The sequence below is a fragment of the Kitasatospora sp. NPDC127116 genome (genome assembly GCF_042677365.1).
Taxonomy (GTDB): Bacteria; Actinomycetota; Actinomycetes; order Streptomycetales; family Streptomycetaceae; genus Kitasatospora; species Kitasatospora lactacystinica.
In genome coordinates this window covers 37,849-61,218 of the sequence record NZ_JBHXTL010000047.1, presented here as the reverse complement: position 1 = coordinate 61,218, position 23,370 = coordinate 37,849, and the positions used below count along the sequence as shown (strand labels likewise).

Here is a 23,370-nt window from a genome sequence, read left to right as displayed (position 1 = left end):
GGCCCCCGGGCCCCCCCCCCCGCCCCGGCGGCCCCCCCCACGGCCCCGGCGGCGGTGGTGAGCAGGAGGACGGAGGCGGTCGCGGCGGCCACCCGGGCCGGGAGTGAGCTGTTCATGCGGACCACGACAGCACGCCGCCGGGCCCCCGGCGACCACAGGGCGCCCGCCCGGGTGGCCGCCCGCCCCGGCCACTCCCGCCCCGGCCAGTCCCGCCCCCGGTTACTCCCGCGCCAGCACGGCGATGGCCGCGAGCAGCAGCGCGGAGCCCGCCAGCAGGCCCACCGTCAGCGGCTCGCCGAGGAACAGCACGCCGATCACCGCCGCGGTCGCGGGCTCCAGCAGGACCAGCACCGCGGCCGTGGTGCTGGGCACGGTGGTCAGGCCGGTGAAGTACCAGCGGTAGGCGAACAGGGTGGGCACCGTGCCGAGGAAGAGCAGCGCGGGCACGGTCACCACCGGGTCGCCACCGGTCGGCAGGAGGCCGTGGAGGTCCTGGACGGCCGCGAGCGGGAGCAGGCAGAGCAGGCCGGTGGTGAAGGCGCCGGTGCCGGCCCGGGCCGAGCCGCCGCTGCGGGCCCAGAGGGTGAGGCCGCTCTGGCCGGCGCCCGCGAGGACGGCCAGCGCGACGCCGAGGGCCGGGCGCGGGCCCGCCGCCGGGGCGGCCACCAGGAGGGCGAGGCCGGCCAGGGCCAACGCCACCGCGGCCGCCGCCCGACGGGTCAGCCGCTCGCCGAGCAGCAGGTGGGCGCCGAGGCTGGTGAACACCGGCCCGGCGCCGATGGTGATCAGGGTGCCCAGTCCGAGGCCCGCCCAGCGCACCGAGCCGAAGTAGGCGCACTGGCTGACCGCGAGGCCGAGCCCGGTCAGCGCCGCGGCGCGCCACCGGGCGGCGCCCCGGTCGGCGCGGGGCCTGCGGCTCGGCAGCAGGGCCAGGCAGAGCGCGGCGACGCCGAAGCGCCAGCAGGAGACGCCCACCGGGCCGAGCCCGCCGGTGCGCATCAGCAGCGCGGACACGGCGCCGCCCACGCCCCAGGCGACGGCGGCGGCGGAAATGGACAGGAGGCCGTGCCGGAAGGGCACGGCGGTGTACGAGGGGGTCATGCGTCGGTACTCCACGATGAGGTGCCGGTTCGGGTCCGCTGGGAACGCGGGCGGCAGTCATCGCCCCGGCCGCGGGCAGGTCCCGTCGGGCCGGAGTGGGTGGAGTGGGCCGCCCGCTAGCGGGCCGGCGGGGGGAGGATCACAAGACGCACGGGGCCACCCTACGCCGCCCGGCCGCGGTGTTCGCGATCTTTTCCTCGCCCACGAACGGGACGTACGGTCGACCGGGCCGGGGGCTCCCGGTGGAACGCCCCACTCGACGAAGGAGCGGTACACGATGGACCAGCTGACGTACGACGAGGTCGAGGCCGCCGGGAAGCGGATCGCCGGGCGGGTGCGCCCGGTGGCGGTGGCGCCGGGGGACGACGGCGGGCGGACCTGGCTGGCCCTGGAGTTCCTCCAGCACACCGGCAGCTTCAAGGCCCGCGGCGCGCAGAACTTCCTGCTCGCGCACGCCGAGGCGGGCACCCTCCCGGACAGCGGGGTGACCATCGCCTCGGGCGGCAACGCCGGACTGGCCTGCGCCTGGGCGGCCCGTGAACTCGGCGTCCGGGCAACGGTGTTCCTGCCCGAGACGGCCTCCCCGGTGAAGCTGGCGCGGCTGCGCTCGTACGGCGCCGAGGTGCGGTTGGCGGGCCGGGAGTACGCGGATGCGCTGAGCGCCTGCGAGGAGTTCGCGGCCGGCAGCGGGGCGCTGTCCTCGCACGCGTACGACCACCCGCTGATCGCCGCCGGCGCCGGGACGGTGCTGGCGGAGATGCGCGCCGGGGTGCCCGGGCTGGACACCGTGGTGGTGTCGGTCGGTGGCGGCGGGCTGTTCGCCGGGGTGGCGGTGGCTGCCCGTGAGCACGGCGTCCGGGTGCTCGCCGTGGAGCCGTCGGGCAGCCGCGCGCTGAACGCCGCGCTGGAGGCGGGCCGCCCGGTGGACGTCCCGGTGGACTCCGTCGCCCAGGACGCGCTCGGGGCCCGCCGCGCCACCGTCCTCGCCGTGGACGCGGCCGCGCACGCGGGCGTCCGCTCGGTGCTGGTCGACGACGAGGCCATCGTGCGCGCCCGTCGGCAGCTCTGGGAGGACCGCCGGATCGCCGTCGAGTACGCGGCCGCCACGGCGCTCGCCGCCGCCGGCCTGGCCGAGGGAGAGCGGGTCGCCGTCCTGCTCTGCGGCGCCAACACCGACCCGTCCGATCTGGTGGATTAGCACCGCACCGCTGTACGGAGACCACTATTCCCATCATCGAAAGGACCGTCTATCATGCCGCCCCACTCGGCACTGATCGAATTCCGAGTGGGTCGATCGAATACGTAAGAGATCGGGGACAATGACGCCCCCTACCTGCAGGGATGTCCAGAAAAGAATGTAAACATTCAGTAATGAAATCTGTGCAGGGGGCCCTGAAAAGTCCTAGTGTGTGGCAACTCTCATCGCTCCGCCCACCCCGGAGCCCCCACCCACAGAGAGATCGTTCATGGCTTCCCTCAACCAGATCTCGCCGCCCGACCAGGGCACCGAATCCTCCTCCGGGACTCCCCACCGCTCACTGCGCCGCCACGTCGGGCTCATCGGCCTCATGTGGGCCTCGGTCGGCTCGATCATCGGCTCCGGCTGGCTGTTCGGCGCGAAGGAGGGCGTGATGGCGGCCGGACCGGCCGCCGTCCTGTCCTGGGGCATCGGCACGGTCGCGATCGTGCTGCTCGCGCTCGTGCACGCCGAGCTCGGCAGCATGTTCCCGGTCTCGGGCGGCACCGCGCGGTACCCGCACTACGCCTTCGGCGGCCTGGCCGGCATGTCCTTCGGCTGGTTCTCCTGGCTGCAGGCGGCCACCGTCGCGCCGATCGAGGTCGAGGCGATGATCGGCTACGCCCGGCACTGGTCCTGGGCGGGCGGCCTGCTCAACGACAACAACACCCTCACCGCCAGCGGCTTCGCCGTCTCCACCGTGCTCATGGCGGTGTTCGTCGCGGTGAACTTCCTCGGGGTGCGCGTCCTGGCCCGCACCAACAACATCGCCACCTGGCTGAAGATCTTCGTCCCGCTGCTCACCATCTTCGTGCTGGCCGCGACCAACTTCCACGGCTCCAACTTCACCTCGCACGGCTTCGCGCCGTTCGGCGCCCAGGGCGTGCTGGCGGCGATCAGCACCAGCGGCATCATCTTCGCCCTGCTCGGCTTCGAGCAGGCCATCCAGCTCGCCGGTGAGAGCCGCAACCCCAAGCGCGACATCCCCCGCGCCGTGCTCGGCTCGGTCGCCATCGGCAGCCTGATCTACACCCTGCTCCAGGTCGTCTTCATCGGCGCGCTGCCCGTCAGCTCCTTCGCCAACGGCTGGGACAAGCTCGACTTCCCCGGCATCGACGGCCCCTTCGCGGGCCTCGCCACCGTGGTCGGCCTCGGCTGGCTGGCGTGGGTGCTCTACATGGACGCCGTGATCTCCCCCGGCGGCAGCGGCCTGATCTACACCACCTCGACCTCGCGCATCTCCTACGGCCTGAGCCGCAACGGCTACGCCCCGCAGAGGTTCGAGGAGCTCGACAAGAACGGCGTGCCGTGGTTCGGCCTGGTCATCGCCTTCGTCACCGGCGTGATCTGCTTCCTGCCGTTCCCGAGCTGGCAGGAGCTGGTCGGCTTCATCACCTCCGCCAGCGTGCTGATGTACGCCGGCGCCCCGCTGGCCTTCGGCGCGATGCGCCGCCGCCTGCCCGCGCACGAGCGCCCCTACCGGCTGCCGGCGGGCGAGCTGATCTCCCCGGCCGCGTTCGTGGTCTCCAGCCTGATCATCTACTGGTCCGGCTGGCACACCCTCTCGCGCCTGGGCATCGCGATCGTGCTCGGCTACGTCCTGCTCGGCAGCTACGCCGCGTACGCGATCAAGAAGGGCCTGCCGAACGCGCCCCGGCTGAGCTGGAAGTCCGCCCAGTGGCTGCCGCCCTACCTGGTCGGCCTCGGCCTGATCTCCTGGCAGGGCAGCTTCGGGGACGGCACCGGCAACATCCCGATGTGGGCCGACATGGCCCTGGTGGCGGTGTTCTCCCTGGTCATCTACTACTGGGCGATCCGGGTGGCGCTGCCGACCGAGGCGATCGAACAGGAGATCGCCGACGTCGAGGTGGTCGACGAGGGCGGCCACTGACCGCCGACGACCGACAGGAAGGGCCCGCCGGCCGTGCGACCGGCGGGCCCTTCCGCGTCCTCAGAGGCTCAGCACCGTCCGCAGCGCCGTGGTGAGCTCGGCCTCCGCGTCCTGCGCCGGGCCGGGCGAGCGCCAGGCGACGAAGCCGTCCGGGCGGACCAGCACCGCTCCCCCCGGGCCGATGCCGTGCAGCGCGGCGAAGTCCGCCCCCGGCTCCGGCGCCAGGTCGTCCTCGGCGCCGTCGCCGATCCGGAAGCCGTCCAGCGGGACGGCCAGCCGGTCGGCCGCCCGCCTGCCGCCCGCCTGCCAGGCCCCGCCCTCGGGACCGGTGAGCAGCACCATCGCCTGCTCGTACAGGTCCAGCGTGGAGAGCTTCACGCCCGCGCGCCGCAGCCACTGGTGCGGGGCCCGGCTGCCCGGTTCGCCCGCCGACTCGAACTGCTCGGGGACCACCGGCCCGGACCGGTCCGCGCCGATCACCGCGCCCACCGGGTAGCGGTAGCCGAGCGCCACCGCCAGCACCCCGGCCTGCCGGCCCACACCCGGCGCCACCGCGTAACCCGGGTGGCTGTGCTCGGCGGACCGGGCCGAGGCCCGCTCGCCGGTCACCCGGGCCACCGGGAGGCGCTCCTGCCCGTACGTCTCCAGCAGCCGCGGCCCCGCCCAGCCGCACAGCACCGCGGCGACCTTCCAGGCCAAGTTGTGGGCGTCCTGGATGCCGGTGTTGGAACCGAACGCCCCGGTCGGGGACATCTCGTGGGCGGAGTCCCCGGCGAGGAAGACCCGCCCGGCGCCGTACCGCTCGGCCACCCGCTCGGCGGCGTGCCAGGGAGCCCGGCCGGTGACCTCGACGTCCAGCTCCGGCAGGCCGACGGCGGTGCGGATGTGCCGCTCGCAGCGCTCGTCGGTGAAGGCCTCCAGCGGCTCGCCGTGCTCGGGGTGCCAGGGCGCGTGGAAGACCCACTCCTCCTGGTTGTCCACCGGCAGCAGCGCGCCGTCCGCCTCCGGGTTGGTCAGGTAGCAGGCGATGAAGTGCCGGTCGCCGACCACCTCGGCCAGCCGCTTGGCCCGGAAGGTGATGCTGACGTTGTGGAACAGCTCGCCCTTGCCGGACCGGCCGATGCCCAGGCTCTCCCGGACCGGGCTGCGCGGACCGTCCGCGGCGATCAGGAAGTCCGAGCGCACCACCCGCTCCTCGCCGCTCTCCCGGCTGCGCAGCACCGAGGTGACGCCGTCCGCGTCCTGCTCGAAGGAGATCAGCTCGGTGCCGAACCGCAGGGCGCCGCCCAGCTCGCGGGCCGCCCGCCGCAGCACCGGCTCCAGGTCGTTCTGGCTGCACAGGCACCAGGAGCTGGGGCTGAACCGGGCCAGCCGGCCGCCCGGGTCGATCTCCCGGAACAGCCACTCCTGCTCGGCCCCGGTCAGCGAGGGCGCCTGGAGGATGCCGTGGTTGGGGGCCAGGATCGAGGCCGCCTCGCGGATCGCCGGCTCGATCCCGGCCACCCGGAACAGCTCCATGGTCCGCACGTTGTTGCCGCGCCCCCGCGGGTGGTGCGAGGTGTCGGCATGCTTCTCGACCAGCAGGTGCCGGACCCCGAGCCTGCCGAGGAAGAGTGAGGCCGACAGCCCGACCAGCGAGCCGCCCACGATCAGGACCGGCACCCGGTCGTCAATCTTCGGATTCATCGATTGCTCCGCCCTGTCAGGGGATTCCGCGGCCCGGCCACCGGGCCCGGCGCCGCCCTCGGCGGGCCCGCTCAGCCGGGGCCCCGCTCTTCCATCCCCCGCCGGAGGCGGCCCGTGCCGCCCCTTCGCCCGGATGGCCCGCAAATCTCGCGCCGCGCCCGGTGCGCCGCCCACGATCGACCTCAGGCCTGGCGCCGACTCGCCCGGCCGAACCCCCGTCGCACCGCCCTCCCAGGCCGGGGAGCACCCGCCGGGCACGGCCGACACGGCCCGCAGCGTGCGGCCCAGAGCAGAAAGTGGATCATGACAACTCTGTCCGAACCCCAGCCGAAGCAGCAGGACGAGGCCGACACCCGGCTGCGAGTGGTGCTGATGCTGGAGATCCAGGACGGCGCCCAGCAGCGCTTCCTCGACGTGTACGAGCAGTTGCGCCACCAGGTGGCCTCGGTCCCCGGCCACGTCAGCGACCAGCTGTGCCAGTCGATCAACGACCCGCGCCAGTGGCTGATCACCAGCGAGTGGAAGGACCAGGAGACCTTCCTGGAGTGGGTGGACAGCCCGGCCCACCGGGAGATGGTCAAGCCGATGCACGGCTGCGTCAGCGACAACTTCCGCTCGCTGCGCTACGCCGTGCTGCGCGAGACCTCCGCCGCCGGCTCCACCGGCACCCGGGCACCGATGGAGGTGCCGCCCGGGCTGCCGCGCACCACCCCGGCCGGGCACGTCGGCCCGCCCAAGGCCCCGCCGGGCCCGGACGGCGTGGTCCGCCACGCGCTGACCTTCACCGTCAAGCCCGGCAGCGAGCCCGAGGTGGCCCGCATCCTCTCCGGCTACGCCTCCCCCCGGGCCGAGGTCGACGAGCACACCCGGCTGCGCCGCACCTCGCTGTTCATGCTCGGCAACCGGGTGGTCCGCGCCGTCGAGGTGATCGGCAACCTCGGCGACGCGCTGCGCCACGTGGCGATGCAGCCCGAGGTGCGGGCCGTCGAGGAGGCGCTGAACCCGCACCTGGAGGAGGCCCGGCAGCTGGGCGACCCGCAGGCCGCCCGGGCGTTCTTCGCCAGGGCCGCGCTGCCCGCCCGGCACCAGGCGATCGCCAGCTCCCCCGCCTCCGCCCGGCTGCACCGGCACGCCGTCCTCTACCCGGTCCGTCCGGGCCGCGGACAGGACGTCGCCGAGCTGCTGGCCGAGCACGACAACCTGGCCACCGCCGACCCGACCGGGCCGGTCGCGGCCGCCACCGTCTTCCACCGCGAGGACGTGGTGGTGCGCCTGGTCGACCTGCGGGTGCCGGCCGAGGCCGACCCGGCCGCCGCCCTCGGCGTGGCCGACGACCGGCAGGCCGCCGTGCTCGCCGGACTGCTGGACCTCGGACCGCAGGGCGACCTGCGCACCGCCACCGGGCTCGGCGCCTTCCTCGCCGCCCGCGCCATGAACCCGGTCACCGACCGCAGTTCCGCCGACCCGATCAACAACTGACGCTCCGTCACATCACGGGAGAACTCCATGACCACCCAGTCCCCACGGATCGTCAGCGTCCACGACGCACCGGAGAACCGCCGCCACGGCGCCGAGCTGCGCACCATGCTCACCCCGACCAGCTGCGGCGCGACCAGCGGCTTCATGGGCCTGGCGATCGTCAAGCCCGGCGAGCGGATCCGCGAGCACTACCACCCGTACTCCGAGGAGTTCGTGTTCGTCGTCTGCGGCGACCTGGAGGTGGACCTGGACGGCGAGCCCCATCCGCTCAAGCCGGACCACGGCCTGATGATCCCGATCAACATGCGCCACCGCTTCCGCAACGTCGGCGACACCGAGGCCCGGATGGTCTTCCACCTCGGCCCGCTCGCCCCGCGCCCCGACCTCGGCCACGTGAGCACCGAGGGGACCGCGGCGTCCGGACCGCCGGAACACGCCAAGGTGGGCTCGTGACCCGGCGCGTCGCCGTCACCGGGATCGGTGTGGTCGCCCCCGGCGGGGTCGGCGTCCCGGCGTTCTGGGACCTGCTGACGGCCGGCCGCACCGCGACCCGGGGCATCACGCTCTTCGACCCCACCGGGTTCCGCTCCCGGATCGCCGCCGAGGTCGACTTCGACCCGGCGGCCCACGGACTGGGCCCGGCGGACGTCCAACGGGCCGACCGCTACGTGCAGTTCGCGATGGTCGCGGCCGACGAGGCGATCGCCGACGCCGGCCTGGACCTGGCCGCCGAGGACCCGTGGCGGATCGCCGTCTCGCTCGGCACCGCCGTCGGCGGCACCACCCGGCTGGAGCACGACTACGCCCTGGTGAGCGCGGCCGGATCCCGCTGGGACGTGGACCCCGGGCGGGCCGAGCCACAGCTGCACCGGGCCTTCGCCCCCAGCACCCTGGCCTCCGCGGTGGCCGAGCGGACCGGCGCGCACGGCCCGGTGCAGACCGTGTCCACCGGCTGCACCTCCGGCCTGGACGCGATCGGCTACGGCTTCCAGGCGGTCGAGGAGGGGCGCGCCGACATCTGCGTCGCCGGCGCCTCCGACTCCCCGATCTCGCCGATCACCGTCGCCTGCTTCGACGCCATCAAGGCCACCAGCGAGCGCAACGACGACCCGCAGCACGCCTCCCGCCCCTTCGACGCCGGCCGGGACGGCTTCGTGCTCGGCGAGGGCGGCGCCGTCCTGGTCCTGGAGGAGCTGGAGCACGCCCGCCGCCGCGGCGCCCGGATCTACGGCGAGATCGGCGGCTTCGCCACCTTCGGCAACGCCTACCACATGACCGGCCTCACCAAGGAGGGGCTGGAGATGTCCCGGGCGATCGACCACGCGCTCGTCCACGCCCGGGTGGACCGCACCGAGGTGGACTACGTCAACGCGCACGGCTCGGGCACCAAGCAGAACGACCGGCACGAGACCGCCGCGGTCAAGCGCTCGCTGGGCGCGCACGCCTTCAGGACGCCGATGAGCTCGATCAAGTCGATGGTCGGGCACTCGCTCGGCGCGATCGGCGCCATCGAGGTCGTCGCCTGCACCCTGGCGCTCGCCCACGGCGTCGTGCCGCCGACCGCCAACTACGAGACTCCGGACCCGGAGTGCGACCTCGACTACGTGCCGCGCACCGCGCGCGAGCTGCCGCTGAGCCACATCCTCTCGGTCGGCAGCGGATTCGGCGGATTCCAGTCCGCCGTCGTGCTCAACAGAACGGGGTGAGTTCCATGACGTCACGTCAGCAGGGCCGCCGGGCGGTGGTCACCGGCCTCGGCGTGGTGGCACCGAACGGAGTCGGGGCCGACGCCTTCTGGAAGGCCACCAGGCAGGGCGTGAGCGTCCTCGACCGGATATCCCGCGAGGGCTGCACCGGGCTTCCGCTCCGGATCGCGGGCCAGGTGAACGGGTTCGATCCGCAGTCGGCGATCGACAACCGCTTCCTGGTGCAGACCGACCGTTTCACGCACTACGCGATGGCCGCCGCCGACCTCGCGGTGGCGGACGCCGGGTTCCGGCCCGACCCGGAACAGCCCTTCGCGATCGGCGTGGTGACCGCGGCCGGCTCCGGCGGCGGCGAGTTCGGCCAGCGCGAGCTCCAGCAACTCTGGGGCCAGGGGCCGAAGTTCGTCGGCCCCTACCAGTCCATCGCCTGGTTCTACGCGGCCAGCACCGGCCAGATCTCGATCCGCGGCGGCTACAAGGGCCCCTGCGGAGTGGTCGCCAGCGACGAGGCCGGCGGGCTGGACGCCCTCGCACACGCCGTCCGCGCGATCGAGCGCGGCACCGACGCGGTGGTGGCCGGCGCCGCCGAGGCGCCGCTGGCGCCGTACTCGATGGTCTGCCAGCTCGGCTACTCCGAACTCAGCCTGGCCGAGCAGGCCGAGCTGGCGTACCTGCCGTTCACCGCGCAGGCCTGCGGCTTCGCCCCCGCCGAGGGCGGCGCGATGCTGCTGCTGGAGGACGAGCAGGCGGCCCGCCTGCGCGGCGCCCGGGTCCGGGCGGTGCTGGCCGGGCACGGCGCCACCTTCACCGGCGCCTCCCGCTGGGCGGAGTCCCGGGAGGGGCTGGCGGCCGCCATCCGGATCGCGCTGGACGAGGCCCGGATCGCGCCCGAGGAGATCGACGTGGTCTTCGCGGACGCCCTCGGGGTGCCGGCCGCCGACCGGGCGGAGGCCCTGGCACTGGCCGACGCCCTCGGCCCGGCCGCCGAGCGCGTCCCGGTCACCGCACCCAAGACCGGTACGGGACGGGCCTATTGCGGCGCCCCGCTGCTCGACGTGACCGCCGCCGTGCTGGCCATGGAGGACGGCGTGCTGCCGCCCACCCCCAATGTCACCGAGGTCTGCCACGACCTCGCCCTGGTGACCGGCCGCGCCCGCCCGGCCGAGCTGAACACCGCCCTGGTGCTCAGCCGCGGGCTGATGGGCTCCAACTCCGCGCTGGTCGTCCGGCGCGTGCGGCCCTGAACCACCCACACCTTCGAAGGGACACCCCCGTGAGCAACACCCTCAGTTATCCGGAACTCGCCGAGCTGCTCAAGGCCCGGGCGGGCGTCGCCGTCGACCCGGGCGACCTGGCGCGGCCGGGCGCGGAGTTCGACACCTTCGGCGTCGACTCGCTCGGCCTGCTCGGCGTGGTCGGCGAGCTGGAGAACCGGCACGGCCTCAAGGTCACCTCGGGCGCCGAATCGGCCAAGACCCCCGCCGAGTTCCTGGAGCTGATCAACTCCTCCCTCGCCACGAAGGCTGGTGCCTGAGATGCCCGGACACACCGACAACGAGATCGTCATCGCCGCTCCGCTCGACCTGGTCTGGGAGATGACCAACGACCTGGAGAACTGGCCGCAGCTGTTCAGCGAGTACGCCTCGGTGGAGGTGTTGGACCGGCAGGACAGCCTCGTCCGGTTCCGGCTCACCATGCACCCCGACGAGAACGGCCAGGTGTGGAGCTGGGTCTCCGAGCGGGAGACCGACCGGGACGCGCTCTCGGTGCGCGCCCGCCGGGTCGAACCCGGCCCGTTCGAGTTCATGGAGATCCGCTGGGAGTACGCCGAGGTGCCGGCCGGCACCAGGATGCGCTGGATCCAGGACTTCGCGATGAAGCCGACCGCCCCGGTCGACGACGCCGGCATGACCGGCCACATCAACCGGAACTCGAAGATCCAGATGCAGCTGATCCGGGAGAAGGTCGAGAAGCGGGCGGCGGAGCTGTGACCGGCGTCCACCGGGCACTGATCGTCGCCCGGATGAAGCCCGAGGCCGCACCGGACATCGCCGAGGTGTTCGCCGAGTCCGACCAGGGCGAACTGCCGCACCTGATCGGCGTCACCGGCCGCAGCCTCTTCCAGTTCGGCGACGTCTACCTGCACCTGATCGAGGCCGACCGCCCGCCGGGCCCGGCCGTCGCCAAGGTCGTCGGGCACCCGGACTTCCGGACCGTCAGCGACCGCCTGACCGCCTACGTGCAGGCGTACGACCCGGCCACCTGGCGGGAGCCGAAGGACGCGATGGCGCGGGAGTTCTACCGCTGGGACCGCTGACCCGGCGCCTCCCCGATGGGCCCGCCCCCGGCCGTGCGCCGGGGGCGGGCCCACGCGTGCCCGGCCGCAGCGCCCCGGAGCGGATCGGCCCGTCCCGGATCCGGCCGCCCCGGATTCACCCGGATCGCCCGGCCGTACGGGTGAACACTCCCGGGACTCCACCCGAAGGGCGCACGCTGCGTACCGGCGCTGCCACACTCCGGTGGCAGTCGGCCGCACGGTGGATGACCGTGGATCAGGCGCAACCCCCGCGAGTCCTCTTGCCCGGCACCGTGCCGGCAGTCGCGGTCCTGCGCACCGGAAGGATCATCCTCATGCGTTCTGCACGCACACTGCTCGCCGGGGCGGCCGTCGCCGCCATGATCACCGTCGGTACCCCCATGGCCTTCGCCGACGGTGCCGCCGACCAGGGCAAGAACCTGACCTGGCAGGAGAAGCAGGACAAGTCCGAGAAGACCTCCGACAACTCCAAGGCCACCGACGACAACAGGGGCGGTGCCGCCTCCGAGGAGCACAAGGGCGCCGACGAGCGCAAGGGCACCGACGAGCACAAGGGCACCGAGGAACACAAGGGCACCGACGAGCACAAGGGCACCGACGAGCACAAGGGCACCGAGGCCAAGGACGAGGACCACAAGAGCCCGCACGGCGGCGTGCACACCGGCGGCGGCGGTCTCGCGCTGTCCGGCAGCGGGCTCGCCTCCGGCGCGGTGCTGCTGCTCGGCGGCCTCGGGGCGGGCGCGTACGCCCTGCGCCGCGGCCGCCGCACCACCGGCGCGGTCGCCTGACGCCGGGGCACCCTGCTTCCGCCGCCTCCGGGCGCCTCCCCGCGCGGGGCTGGCGCACCGGGGGCGGTGGGCCGTCGTGGAACAGGTCGAGCGGAGGACAGGAATGACGGGCGGTCCCGCCTCTGGAACACCCCGGCTGCTGCGCGCGGGGATGGGCGCGGCAGCGGTCGGGCTGCTGCTGATCTACAACTCGGTGGACACCGGCTCGGACGCCGGCGCGGAGGACGGCCGGCCCGCTCCCCCGGCGGCCGCCGCGCCGACCGTCCCCGGTCCCGCGGGCGCCGCGGACGCGGACGCGGCGCCGCAGACGCCGGCGCTCAAACGCGCCAAGCCGACCCGGCTGCGGATCCCGCAGATCGCCGTGGACGCGCCGTTCACCGAACTGGCCGTCAACCCGGCCGGCCAGCTCGACGCGCCACCACCGGACGACAAGAACCTGGTGGGCTGGTACCGGGACGGCGTCACCCCGGGGGAGCGCGGCAGCGCGGTCCTGGCCGGGCACGTGGACACCGCCAAGGGCCCGGCGGTGTTCCTGCTGCTGAGCTTCCTGCTGCCGGGCAACAAGGTCGAGGTGAGCCGCGCGGACGGGACGGTCGCGGTGTTCTCGGTCGACTCGGTGGAGACCTTCGCCAAGAACGCCTTCCCCGACGCCAAGGTGTACGGCAGGACCCCCGACGCCCAGCTCCGGCTGATCACCTGCGGCGGCACCTACGACAAGAAGCGGCGGGACTACCTCGACAACGTCGTGGTCTTCGCCCACCTGGAGTCCTCGCACCCGGGCTGACCCGCCCCGCCCCTGCCGGGAGCGCGACGACCGCCGACCCCCTTCGCTCGGGGGCCGGCGGTCGCGCGTGCCGGTGGTCGTAACGTCGTACGGGCGTACTGTCGTACGGCGGCGGCTCAGCCGGTCACGAGGGCCTCGAAGGCGTGCAGGTAGGGGTTGACCGGGCGGACCGCGGTGACGGTCAGTCCGGCCTCCGCCATCAGCCCGACCATGCTCTCCTCGGAGTGCTTGGCACCGCCCACGTTGAGCATCAGCATCAGGTCCATCGCGGTGGTGAACCGCATCGAGGGGCTGTTGTCGACCAGGTTCTCCACCACCACGACACGGGCGCCGGAGCCGGCCGCCTTGACCACGTTGGCCAGGGTGCGGCGAGTGCTGTCGTCGTCCCACTCCAGGATGTTCTTGATGATGTAGAGGTCGGCGCGGACCGGGATCTCCATCCGGCAGTCGCCCGGCACCAGGCGGGCCCGGGCGGAGAAGGCGCCGCCGTCCTGGAGCCTCGGGTCGGCGCCCGCCACCACCTTGGGCAGGTCCAGCAGGGTGCCGTGCAACGCCGGGTGCTTCTCCAGCAGGCTGGCCAGCACGTGGCCCTGGCCGCCGCCGATGTCCGCCACCGAGTCGATGCCGGTGAGGTCCAGGTACTCGGCGAAGTCCTCGGCGGACTGCCGGCTGGAGGTGGTCATCGCCTTGTCGAAGACCTTCGCCGAGTCGCCCGCGTCGCTGTGCAGGTAGTCGAAGAACTCCTTGCCGAACAGCTCGGGGAAGACGTTGCGGCCGGAGCGCACGGCCTCGTCCAGCTTCGGCCAGGCCTCCCAGGTCCAGGGCTCGGTGCACCAGAGGGAGATGTAGCGCAGCGAGTTGGGGGCGTCCTCGCGCAGCAGCCGGGACATCTCGGTGTGCTCGAAGCGGTCGTCGCCGCTCGCCTCGAAGATGCCGTAGCAGGCGAGCGCGCGCATCAGGCGGCGCAGCTGGCGGGGCTCGGTGTCGAGTGCGACGGCGAGGTCGGTGACGGTGGTCGGGGTGTCGCCGAGCACGTCGGCGACACCGAGCCGGGCGGCCGCGCGGACGGCGGCGGCGCAGGCGGCGCCGAAGACGAGTTCGCGCAGGCGCATCGCGGCCTGGGGGCTGGTATGGGCGGGTGCGGTGGTCATGGCGGGTTCCTCGGGTCCTTGGGGGTTCCTGGGGCGGCGGGCGGCGAGGGGCGAGGGGCCGGCGGCGGGAGCGGGAGTGGGAGCGGGGAGCGACGGGCCGGCGGCCTGGGTGAGGGGGCGCCGGGGCTCAGCAGCGGCCGGCCGGCTCGGAGCGCTCGCAGGTGTTGCGGGCGAAGGTGTTGTCGGCGCCGGCGTCGCGGTCGGCGAGGTCGGCCGGACCGTTGCCGCTCAGTTCGTTGTCGGTGATCACGGCGCGGGCGTTGGAGACGCCGACGACGCTCCGGAAGAGGACGATGCCGCCGGAGAAGTCCGAGGTGCCCGTGTTGTCGCGGACCTCGTTCTCCGTCACCCGGGTGTCCTCGGTACCGGTGAGCACGATGCCGGCGCCCTGGATGGCGCCCAGGCGCGGGTTGGCCGGGCAGAACTTGTTGTTGCCGACGACGGTGTTGCGCCGGACGTCGAGGTTCCCGGCGCGGGGCACGCCCTCGTCGCCGACCACGAAGACGCCGGCGCAGTTGCCGCTGATCCCGTTGTCCTGGACGGCCAGCCCGCGCAACCGGCGGACGGTGACGCCCACCCGGTTGCCGGTCAGCTCGTTGCCCTCGACGACGGTGCCGCCGGTGTCGGGCGAGCCGCCCTCGCGGTAGGCGTAGTTGGCGAGGAAGACGCCGGACTGGCCGTTGTCGGTCGAGCGGTTGCCGCGGATGACGGCCCGGGTGGACATCTCCTGGCTGATGCCCTGCTGGGCGTTGTCGTGGACGTAGGTGCCGCTGACGGTCAGACCGGTGGTGCCGCTGGCGTCGATGCCGTTCTTGCGGAAGCCGGTGACGGCGAGGCCGTGGACGGTGACGTCGGACAGCGGGTGCTCCTCGGTGCCGACCACGCAGATGCCGTGGCCGGCGGCGGCGCAGGCGTTCTCGGTGCCGTCCCCCGGGACGATCACGCTGTCCCGGCCGGCGCCGCGCAGGGTGATGCCGGGGGTGGTGATGCGGACGCTGCCCCGGTAGGTGCCGGGGAACAGCTGGACGGTGTCACCGGGCCGGGCGGCGTCGACCGCCCGCTGAATCGATTCTCCTGGCCGGACGTGGTGCAGCGGGAGGCCACCGTCGGCGCGGGCCGCGGGGGCGGCGGCCAGGGCGGCGAGGACGGTGGTCAGGGCGGTGGCGGCGGCGGTGGCCGCGGCGAGGTGGTGGACCCGTCGCGTGGACATGAGTGGTGACCTGTTTCTTTCGGCGCGCGCGGTGTTCGTGCGGGTGTCGTGGTCCCCCGCACGGGCCGGCGGTATGGGCTGACGCGCTGTGCGCGGGCGGTGACGGCCGGTGGGTGCGGCCGTGTCGACGGTACGGGCGGCCGGATGGGCCCGCCACCAGGGCTGGGCTGCGGGACTGACGGGGCGTCGACCGGAGGTGGGACGGCCCGGCGTGGCGCGGGGTGGTGGGGGTCGGGCGCGTCCGGCGCTTCGGCAGCGGGCTCGGCGGCAGCGGGCTCGGCGGGTGCTTCGGCAGCGGGCTCGGCGGCCCGGGGTCAGCCCGCGGCCGGGGCCTGCGGCCCGAGGCGGACGGGCAGCGCGGCGAGGTGCCAGGCGGCCGGGTTCGGTCCGCGCTCGACGGCCTCCGGGCCGACCGCGAGAGCCAGCCGCGGGTACGTCCGCAGCAGCGTGTCGAAGGCGACGACGGCCTCCTGGTGCGCCAGCACCGAGCCCAGGCACCGGTGGGTGCCGTGGCCGAAGCCCAGGTGCGCCTCGTGGTGCCCCGCGCGGTCCGGCGCGCTCGCCCGGCAGACGTCCAGGCGCTCCGGCTCGGCGTAGGCCCGCGGGTCGTGGTTGGCCCCGGCGAGGATCGGCATCACCGCCTCGCCCTTGCGGATCGGGGTGCCGGCCAGGGTGAGGTCCTCCGTCGCGTAGCGCGGCACCCCGCCGATGGTCGGGCCGCACCAGCGCATCAGCTCGTCGACGGCGGCGGGCAGCAGGCCCGGGTCGGACCGGACCAGCGCCAGCTGTTCGGGGTGGGCGAGCAGCGCGGCCGTGCCGTTGCCGATCAGGGTGGCGGTGGTCTCGTGCCCGGCCACGATCAGGTTGAGGATCAGCGAGACGGTCTCCACCGGGGCGAGGTTGTCGCCCTCCGCGGCGGCCAGCCGGGAGAGCAGGTCCTCGGCCGGTTCGGCCCGGCGGCGCCCGACCAGGTCGCGGGCGGCGGTCACCATGGCGCGCAGCGCCTCGTCCAGGCCGGGCCCGGCGCCCCGGCCGAGGTAGGAGCTCCAGCGACGCCACTGCGGGCGGTCGGCCTCGGGGATCCCGAGCAGCTCGCAGATCACCGTGACGGGCAGCGGGTAGGCGAAGTGCGCCACCAGGTCGACCACGCCGTCCGGGCCGGCGTGCCGGGGCAGCGCCCGGGCGTACTCCTCGGCGAGCCGCTCGATCCGGGGCCGCAGGCGCTCCACCGCACCGGCCGTGAAGGCGGGGTGCACCAGCCCGCGCATCCGGCGGTGCCGGGCGCCGTCCGCGCCGAAGACCCCGGCGCGGAGGTACTTCGCGCACTCCGGCGGCATGCCGCGGGCGCGCCAGACCTGCTCGGTGCGGTGCGCGGGGACGGGGGCGGGGGCGGGGGCGGCGGGCTCGTCCGCCGGGCCGGACGGGTCGGCGGCGGTGCCCACGGCGCCGACGGCTTCCGCGGCGAGGACGTCCGTGGTGGCGTCCGTGGTGGCGGCGGCGGTGGCGAGCTCGTCGGCGACGGGGCCGTCGACGGCGTTCACGTCGTTGACGAAGCGCGGGTCGGACAGCACGGTGCGGACGTCCTGGTAGCGGACGGCGATCCAGAAGGGCTCCACGCCGGGGATGGTGGCGCGGGCGAGCGGGGCGCGCTCGCGCAGGTCGGCGAAGGCGGTGAAGGGGTCGCGGATCAGGTGGTCGGCGCGCAGGTCGACGGTCTCGACCGGTTCGGCGGTGCTCACGGCTGCCTCCTCAGGAGTCGCGAAGTCCATCTGGTCACGGATCGTGAAGGAGGCGGGTGGGGTGGTCCCCGGGTTCCGGCCCGGATTCACTCGATCGAGCACAGTGAATCGTTTCTCCGGGCCCGGCCGACCCTCCCGGGCCACCCCGCCCCGGCCACCCCGCTCCGCTCCGCTCGGCCCGGCCCGGCCCGCCCGACGCCCCGGTCCGGGCGCGTGGCATGCTCGGGGCCATGACCACCGTGCACGTACCGCCCGTCGCCGCCCTCCGCAACCCGATCGGTGCCCACGTCCCGGTGGCCGCGCGTGGACTGGCCGGCACCGGCCTGGCGTACGCGGCCCGGGTCGGCGCGGAGACGGTGCAGGTGTTCGTGGCCAACCCGCGCGGCTGGGCCACTCCCCCGGGCAACCCGGCCCAGGACGAGGAGTTCCGCACCGCCTGCGCCGAACGGGGCGTCCCGGCCTGGGTGCACGCGCCGTACCTGATCAACTTCGGCTCGGACAACCCGGCCACCCGCGAACGCTCCGCCGAGTCGCTGCGGCACTCGCTGCGCCGCGGCCACGCCATCGGCGCGCTCGGTGTCGTCCTGCACACCGGCTCGGCGGTCGGCACCGCGCCCGGCGGCGGCTCGCGCCGGGCCGAGGCGATGGCGCAGGTCCGGACGGACGTCCGGCCGCTGCTGGAGGAGCTGGACGGGCTGGGCGACGACGCGCCCTGGCTGCTGCTGGAGCCGACGGCGGGCCAGGGCAGCTCGCTCTGCTCGCGGCTGGAGGAGCTGGCCGCGTACATGGCGGCGCTGGACCATCACCCGAAGGTGGGAGTCTGCCTGGACACCTGCCACGCCTTCGCCGCCGGGCACGACCTGGCGGAGCCGGGCGGGGTGACGGCCGCGCTGGACGCCCTGGCCGCCGCGGCCGGTCCGGGCCGGCTGCGGCTGATCCACGCCAACGACTCCGAGGACGTGGTCGGCGCCCGCAAGGACCGCCACGCCAACATCGGCGCCGGGATGATCGGCGCCGAGCCGTTCCGCGAGTTGTTCGAGCACCCGGAGACGGCCGGGGTGCCCCTGGTGGTGGAGACCCCGGACCGCAAGCACGGCGGGGACGGCACCGGGCACGCGATGGACATCGCGGTGCTGAAGGAACTGCGGGACCGGGCGGCGGTCCGCGGCCCGGTCCTGCGGGACAGGGCGGCGGGCCGCGGCCCCGGAACCCGTCCGGCGCACCTGCGGGAGCCGGCCGCCGCGGGACGGCCGTGAGCCCGGAGGCCGACGGGCGGCCTCCGGGCTCGGGGGGCGGGGATCAGCAGCCGCAGTCGCTCTCGCTGTGCTCGGAGTAGTTGAACCAGGTGGCGTGCGGGCCGACCAGGCCGACGCCCGCGGAGCCGGACTCCAGGTGCTGTCCCTCCGACTGCGTCGGAGCGAAGCCCCCCGCCATGGCCGAGGTCGGGACCGCCACCACGGCACCGGCCACGGCGACGATCACGGCGAGCTTGCGGATCTTCCCACGAAGCGACATCTGATGTCCTTTGGTTCGTCTCTGGTCCTCAACCCGCGCCCCCGACCGGCCTGTTCGGCCGCCCGACGGGCCGGGCGGCGCCCCACCGGGGGCGCCGCGCCAACGTTGGCACACGAACGCGCGGCTTCGGGCGCGCGCCGCAACCGGGCTGAGGCGTTCGGGTGAGGCAACTCCCCCGGCCGGGCGAATCCGGGCGTACGTCGAGGAATCCGGGCGTACCCGCGTGAATCCGGTCGAACGGCCGGACGGAGGGGGCCGGACGAGTACCCGTCCGGCTGCCCCGCGGCCGCAAGTCTTGCGGTGATGGACCGGGCGAACTGAACAAATCCCGGCGATTTGGTGCAAGGTGCCGCCCGGTCCGAGCATGAACGGTCGCTCCATGACGCTCCACCGAGCGCGAGCACCAGCAGGAGCAGCACCACGAAAGGCGCACCACCCTCATGCAGACCAGTCCCGCCGCACCCCGGCAGGCGACCCGACCGAGCGGCCCGGAGACCCCGGGACCGGTCGGCTCCCCGCCGGACGGCCCCGCGCCCCGGACCACCGGCCGCCGCTTCGGGCTGCTGACCGCCACCGCCCTGGTGATGGGCAACATCATCGGCGGCGGCATCTTCATGATCCCCGCCGCCGTGGCCCCGTTCGGGACGGTCAGCCTGGCCGCCTTCGGAGTGCTCACCGTGGGCGCGATCGCGCTGGCGCTGGTCTTCGGACAGCTCGCCCGCCGCAACCCGCGCACCGGCGGGCCGTACGTCTACGCCCGCGAGGCCTTCGGGGACTTCGCCGGCTTCCTGTCCGCGTGGTCGTACTGGATCACCACCTGGGTCAGCAACGCCGCGCTCGCCGTGGCCGCCGTCGGGTACCTGGACGTACTGCTGCCGCTCCACCACTCCATCCCGCTGGAGATCACCGCCGCGCTGGCCTTCCAGTGGCTGCCGGCCCTGGCCAACCTGGCCGGCACCCGCTACGTCGGGGCCGTCCAACTCGTCTCCACCGTGCTGAAGTTCATTCCGCTGCTGCTGGTCTCGGTGGGCGGCCTGTTCTTCTTCGACCCGAAGAACCTCGGGCCCTTCGACGCCACCGGCCACGGCTGGGCGGGCGGCATGACCGCCGCCGCGGCGATCCTGCTTTTCAGCTACCTGGGCGTGGAGTCGGCCGCGATGAGCGCCGGCAAGGTCCGCGACCCGGAGCGCAACGTCGGCCGGGCCAGCGTGCTCGGCACCACCGGTGCGGCGGTGGTCTACCTGCTCGGCACCATCGCGGTGTTCGGCACCGTGGCGCACCAGCAACTCGTCCACTCCGCCGCGCCGTTCTCGGACGCCGTGGACGCCATGTTCGGCGGCAGCTGGGGCGGCACGGCGATCGCCGTCGCCGCGCTGGTCTCGATGACCGGCGCCCTCAACGGCTGGACCCTGCTCTCCGCCCAGGCCCCGTACGCGGCCGCCAAGGACGGCCTGTTCCCGGCCGCCTTCGGCAAGGAGCGGCGCGGGGTGCCGACCTTCGGCGTGCTGGTCAGCGTGGCACTGGCCTCGGCGCTGACCGTGGTCAACTTCGCCAGCGGCGCGAAGGGCGCCTTCGACATGCTGGTGCTGGTCACCACCTTCACCGCCACCGTGCCGTACCTGCTCTCCACTGCCGCCCAGCTGTACTGGCTGGTGCGCGGGGCGGGCGAGAAGGTCGACCGCGGGCGGCTGGTGCGCGACGCCGTCCTCGGCCTCGGCGCCTTCGCCTTCTCGCTCTGGCTGCTCGCCGGGGCCGGCTACGCCGCCGTCTACCAGGGCGTGCTGTTCCTGTTCGCGGGCATCCTGGTCTACGTCTGGATGGCGGGCCGCCGCCGCGACTGAATCCCCCGGCGGCAGCCGGAAAACCGGACACACCACCCCGAACCCCCGTGACGTACGCCGGACTTGTCCGGTGCACGTCCGATGTGCACGAGGATTTCACTTCCCGGGTCTACCCGCGTAGGTGACCGGATCGCCACACTGGCGCACGCAATTCAGCAGTTCTTCCGATCTGATGATGGAGCGTCCGCCATGGCCCCCACCGCACCCGTGCGCCGGTTCCTGTCCTGCATACCGGCTGCCGCCGCCCTCGCCGCCGCGACCGTGCTCACGGCCGGCACCCCCGCCCAGGCCGCCCTGCCGACCCCGATCTCCGCGGCCACCGCCCGCAGCTACCTCGCGGCGATGCCCGCCACCGCGGAGACCCACGGGGACACCTACGACCGCACGCTGTTCCCGACCTGGATCACCATCAGCGGCACCTGCGACACCCGCGAGTGGGTCGTCAAGCGGGACGGCAGCAACGTCGCCACCGACACCTCCTGCAAGGCGACCAGCGGCAACTGGTCCTCGCCGTACGACGGCGCCACCACCACCAACGCCTCCTCCTTCGACGTCGACCACCTGGTGCCGCTCTCCGAGGCCTGGGCCTCCGGCGCCTGGGCCTGGACCACCGCACAGCGCCAGGCCTTCGCCAACGACGTCACCCGCCCCCAGCTGCTGCTGGTCTCCGCGAGCAGCAACCGCTCCAAGGGCGACCGCGACCCGGCCGAGTGGCTCCCCCAGGCCTCCTACCGCTGCACCTACGCCCGCGCCTGGGTGCAGGTGAAGCAGTACTACGGCCTGGGCGTGGACAGCGCCGAGAAGACCGCGCTCACCGGCATCCTCGACAACTGCTGACCCGGAAACCCCTGCGGCCCGGCGCTCACCCCGCGCCGGGCCGCGGTGCCGCGCACGGGCGCGGCGACGGCGCCGGGCGGGCGCGGCGGTGGTGCCGGGCGGCGCGGCGCGGTCAGTCGGCCGAGTCGGCCGGGAAGTCGACCGGGTAGGCCTCGGCGAAATCGGCCGAGCGGGCCACCTCGCGCCACCTGGTGTCCTCCTCCAGGAGCCGCCGGTCCATGGCGATCGAGCCCTCGACGGCGTTGACCCCGAGCGGCAGGTGGTGGGGGATGTCGCGCCGCTTGGCCACCCGGACCAGGATCTCGGCCGCCCGGACCGGGTCGCCCGCGGCGCCGTCGCCCCCCTGCCGCAGCCGCCTGTTCACGGCGCCGACCGTCTCGTCGTAGGCCTCCGGGACGTCGTGGACGACCATCGAGGAGCCTGCCCAGTCGGTGCGGAAGCCGCTGGGTTCGACCACCAGCACCCGCACGCCGAACGGCGAGGTCTCGGCGCGCAGCACCCGGCTGAACCCGTCGATGGCGAACTTCGCCGCCTGGTAGGAGGCGATGCCCGGGGATCCGCCGACCCGGCCGCCCATCGAGGAGAACTGCACGACCAGACCGCCCTTCTGCTCGCGCAGCAGCGGGAGCGCGGCCTTGGTGACGTGGTAGACGCCCCAGAAGTTGGTCTCGAACTGGGCGCGGAAGTCGGCGTCCTCGGTGGTCTCGATCGGCGAGACGTTGGCGTAGCCGGCGTTGTTCACCAGCACGTCGATCCGGCCGAAGGCGGCGTGCGCCTCGGCGAGGGCGGCCCGGGTGGCCGCCGGGTCGGTGACGTCCAGCGCGATCGGGCGGATCCGGTCACCGAACTCCTCGGCGAGGTCGGCGAGTTGCTCGGGGCGGCGGGCGGTCGCGGCCACCCGGTCGCCGGCTTCGAGTGCGGCGCGGACGAGGGCGCGACCGAAGCCGCGCGAGCTGCCGGTGATGAACCAGGTCTGTTCCGTGTTCTGCTCCATGGCTTCTAGTAAAACATCGTTGCGTTATTAGCGCAACGATGTTGCGGTATTACGGCAACGGTGTTGCCCTACCATGGGCGGGTGGATGCAGCATCGGAGTTCCAGCGCGCACGCTCACCCGAGGCCAAACGCCGGCGCGAGGCCGCGATCCTGGCCGCGGCCCGCTCGCTCGGCCACGAGCACGGCATCAGGGACGTGACCCTGACCGACATCGCCGCCGCGGTGGGAATGCACAAGTCGGCGCTGCTGCGGTACTTCGAGACCCGCGAGGAGATCTTCCTGCGGCTCACCGCCGAGGGCTGGGCGGAGTGGTCGGACGCGCTGACCGCGCGGCTGCGGGAGAGCGCGGAGCCGGGCCCGGCCGCCGTGGCGCGGGCCTTCGCCACCACGCTCGCCGCCCGCGGGATGTTCTGCGACCTGCTCGCCCACGCCCCGCTCAACCTCGAACGCAACGTCTCGCTCGACGCGGTGCGCGACTTCAAGCTCGCCACGCTCGCCGCCCGCGAACCGATCGGCGCGGCCGTCCGCGAACAACTGCCCGCACTGGACGACCAGGACGTCACCGACCTGATCGCCACCGCCGTCTCCCTCGCCGGGGCCATGTGGCAGATCGCGAACCCGGGCGCCGAGGTCGCCGCCCTCTACCGCACCGACCCCCGGCTGGCGCACGCCGTCATCGAGGTCGAACCCCGGCTCGCCCGCATCCTGACCGCCACCGTCACCGGGCTGGCCGCCGGCCGGGCCGAGCCGCTCGGCTGACCCACCCGCCCGGCCCGTTCGACCCGCGCCAACTCCCGTTCCGGTGCACTCGGATGGATCATCTGACGTGCCGCGCAAGGGATTTGACCCTAGGTTCCGGTGCCAGGGGGTCAACCGAGCGGAAGGCTGTTTCTGGCATGGCTGGCAAGTTCGAACTGTACGTGGACGAGGGCGGCATGCACCGGTTCCGGCTCAAGGCGAGCAACGGGGCGATCGTGGTGACCGGCGACCCGCAGGAGAGCAAGGACGACTGCCTGAGGAGCATCGAGTCGATCCGCAAGCTCGCGCCGTACGCGGAGCTCAAGGAGACCGCCGGGTCCGTGTGACGGACGCGA

23 protein-coding genes are annotated in these 23,370 nt (G+C 74.0%); 16 read left to right on the top strand and 7 right to left on the bottom strand.

Going from position 1 to position 23,370, the window contains the following annotated elements; all coding sequences use genetic code 11:
• Positions 1–219: 219 nt before the first annotated feature.
• Positions 220–1,101, bottom strand: a complete 882-nt coding sequence (locus ACFVHV_RS20355) for a DMT family transporter (protein WP_380352513.1) — start codon at positions 1,099–1,101, stop codon at positions 220–222.
• A 277-nt stretch (positions 1,102–1,378) separates the two neighbouring features.
• On the opposite strand from ACFVHV_RS20355, the gene ACFVHV_RS20350 reads away from it, so the two are divergent.
• Complete coding sequence (locus ACFVHV_RS20350; protein WP_380352511.1) at positions 1,379–2,299, top strand: serine/threonine dehydratase; 921 nt, start codon at positions 1,379–1,381, stop codon at positions 2,297–2,299.
• Between the two features lie 268 nt (positions 2,300–2,567).
• Positions 2,568–4,229 (top strand): APC family permease, encoded by a 1,662-nt coding sequence (locus ACFVHV_RS20345; RefSeq protein WP_359912317.1) that lies wholly within the window; start codon positions 2,568–2,570, stop codon positions 4,227–4,229.
• A 60-nt stretch (positions 4,230–4,289) separates the two neighbouring features.
• On the opposite strand, the gene ACFVHV_RS20340 is transcribed toward ACFVHV_RS20345, so the two are convergent.
• A complete protein-coding gene (locus ACFVHV_RS20340; RefSeq protein WP_359912319.1) occupies positions 4,290–5,915 on the bottom strand; it encodes an FAD-dependent monooxygenase in 1,626 nt (541 codons plus the stop codon).
• Positions 5,916–6,218: 303 nt separating this feature from the next.
• On the opposite strand from ACFVHV_RS20340, the gene ACFVHV_RS20335 reads away from it, so the two are divergent.
• The 9 genes from ACFVHV_RS20335 (at position 6,219) to ACFVHV_RS20295 (ending at position 12,989) form a co-directional block, all read left to right on the top strand.
• Positions 6,219–7,394, top strand: coding sequence for a SchA/CurD-like domain-containing protein (locus ACFVHV_RS20335; protein WP_359912321.1), 1,176 nt, complete (start codon positions 6,219–6,221; stop codon positions 7,392–7,394).
• Positions 7,395–7,421: 27 nt separating this feature from the next.
• Positions 7,422–7,847: a cupin domain-containing protein gene (locus tag ACFVHV_RS20330; RefSeq protein WP_359912324.1), complete on the top strand. Its 426-nt coding sequence runs from the start codon at positions 7,422–7,424 to the stop codon at positions 7,845–7,847.
• Positions 7,844–9,100 (top strand): beta-ketoacyl-[acyl-carrier-protein] synthase family protein, encoded by a 1,257-nt coding sequence (locus ACFVHV_RS20325; protein ID WP_380352509.1) that lies wholly within the window; start codon positions 7,844–7,846, stop codon positions 9,098–9,100. Before ACFVHV_RS20330 ends, ACFVHV_RS20325 begins: the two co-directional genes overlap by 4 nt.
• A 5-nt stretch (positions 9,101–9,105) precedes the next feature.
• Positions 9,106–10,344, top strand: a complete 1,239-nt coding sequence (locus ACFVHV_RS20320) for a beta-ketoacyl synthase N-terminal-like domain-containing protein (protein WP_359912330.1) — start codon at positions 9,106–9,108, stop codon at positions 10,342–10,344.
• Positions 10,345–10,373: 29 nt separating this feature from the next.
• Positions 10,374–10,634 (top strand): acyl carrier protein, encoded by a 261-nt coding sequence (locus ACFVHV_RS20315; RefSeq protein ID WP_359912333.1) that lies wholly within the window; start codon positions 10,374–10,376, stop codon positions 10,632–10,634.
• A gap of 1 nt (position 10,635) precedes the next feature.
• Entirely contained in the window at positions 10,636–11,091 is a 456-nt protein-coding gene (locus tag ACFVHV_RS20310) for an SRPBCC family protein (RefSeq protein ID WP_359912336.1), read from the top strand.
• A complete protein-coding gene (locus tag ACFVHV_RS20305; RefSeq protein ID WP_359912339.1) occupies positions 11,088–11,417 on the top strand; it encodes a TcmI family type II polyketide cyclase in 330 nt (109 codons plus the stop codon). The genes ACFVHV_RS20310 and ACFVHV_RS20305 overlap by 4 nt, the downstream gene beginning before the upstream one ends.
• Positions 11,418–11,731: 314 nt before the next feature.
• The gene (locus ACFVHV_RS20300) at positions 11,732–12,205 is read left to right on the top strand and encodes a hypothetical protein (RefSeq protein WP_380352507.1); all 474 of its coding nucleotides are present in this window, start codon (positions 11,732–11,734) and stop codon (positions 12,203–12,205) included.
• 103 nt (positions 12,206–12,308) lie between these two features.
• On the top strand, positions 12,309–12,989 hold the full coding sequence (locus tag ACFVHV_RS20295; protein WP_359912345.1) for a class F sortase: 681 nt from the start codon (positions 12,309–12,311) through the stop codon (positions 12,987–12,989).
• Positions 12,990–13,105: 116 nt separating this feature from the next.
• Here ACFVHV_RS20295 and ACFVHV_RS20290 read toward each other — a convergent pair whose 3' ends face one another.
• The 3 genes from ACFVHV_RS20290 to ACFVHV_RS20280 form a co-directional block, all read right to left on the bottom strand.
• A complete protein-coding gene (locus ACFVHV_RS20290) occupies positions 13,106–14,140 on the bottom strand; it encodes a methyltransferase (RefSeq protein ID WP_359912348.1) in 1,035 nt (344 codons plus the stop codon).
• A 127-nt stretch (positions 14,141–14,267) separates the two neighbouring features.
• Positions 14,268–15,350, bottom strand: coding sequence for a nitrous oxide reductase family maturation protein NosD (locus tag ACFVHV_RS20285; RefSeq protein WP_380352505.1), 1,083 nt, complete (start codon positions 15,348–15,350; stop codon positions 14,268–14,270).
• A gap of 314 nt (positions 15,351–15,664) precedes the next feature.
• Positions 15,665–17,089 carry a cytochrome P450 gene (locus ACFVHV_RS20280; protein WP_380352503.1) on the bottom strand — a complete coding sequence of 475 codons (1,425 nt, stop codon included), beginning with the start codon at positions 17,087–17,089 and terminating at the stop codon, positions 15,665–15,667.
• Between the two features lie 230 nt (positions 17,090–17,319).
• Here ACFVHV_RS20280 and ACFVHV_RS20275 point away from each other — a divergent pair, with 230 nt between their 5' ends.
• Positions 17,320–18,345 (top strand): deoxyribonuclease IV, encoded by a 1,026-nt coding sequence (locus tag ACFVHV_RS20275; RefSeq protein WP_380352501.1) that lies wholly within the window; start codon positions 17,320–17,322, stop codon positions 18,343–18,345.
• Positions 18,346–18,388: 43 nt separating this feature from the next.
• Here ACFVHV_RS20275 and ACFVHV_RS20270 read toward each other — a convergent pair whose 3' ends face one another.
• The gene (locus ACFVHV_RS20270; RefSeq protein WP_359912359.1) at positions 18,389–18,604 is read right to left on the bottom strand and encodes a hypothetical protein; all 216 of its coding nucleotides are present in this window, start codon (positions 18,602–18,604) and stop codon (positions 18,389–18,391) included.
• A 440-nt stretch (positions 18,605–19,044) separates the two neighbouring features.
• Between ACFVHV_RS20270 and ACFVHV_RS20265 the strand changes: the two genes are divergently transcribed.
• On the top strand, positions 19,045–20,445 hold the full coding sequence (locus ACFVHV_RS20265; RefSeq protein WP_380352499.1) for an amino acid permease: 1,401 nt from the start codon (positions 19,045–19,047) through the stop codon (positions 20,443–20,445).
• A gap of 189 nt (positions 20,446–20,634) precedes the next feature.
• Entirely contained in the window at positions 20,635–21,282 is a 648-nt protein-coding gene (locus ACFVHV_RS20260) for an HNH endonuclease family protein (RefSeq protein WP_380352497.1), read from the top strand.
• 112 nt (positions 21,283–21,394) lie between these two features.
• On the opposite strand, the gene ACFVHV_RS20255 is transcribed toward ACFVHV_RS20260, so the two are convergent.
• Positions 21,395–22,276, bottom strand: a complete 882-nt coding sequence (locus tag ACFVHV_RS20255; RefSeq protein ID WP_380352496.1) for an SDR family NAD(P)-dependent oxidoreductase — start codon at positions 22,274–22,276, stop codon at positions 21,395–21,397.
• Positions 22,277–22,357: 81 nt separating this feature from the next.
• On the opposite strand from ACFVHV_RS20255, the gene ACFVHV_RS20250 reads away from it, so the two are divergent.
• Together ACFVHV_RS20250 and ACFVHV_RS20245 are read left to right on the top strand one after the other, a co-directional pair.
• Positions 22,358–23,035, top strand: a complete 678-nt coding sequence (locus tag ACFVHV_RS20250) for a TetR family transcriptional regulator (protein WP_359912371.1) — start codon at positions 22,358–22,360, stop codon at positions 23,033–23,035.
• Positions 23,036–23,172: 137 nt separating this feature from the next.
• Positions 23,173–23,361: a DUF1508 domain-containing protein gene (locus ACFVHV_RS20245; protein WP_359898239.1), complete on the top strand. Its 189-nt coding sequence runs from the start codon at positions 23,173–23,175 to the stop codon at positions 23,359–23,361.
• Positions 23,362–23,370 lie beyond the last annotated feature (9 nt).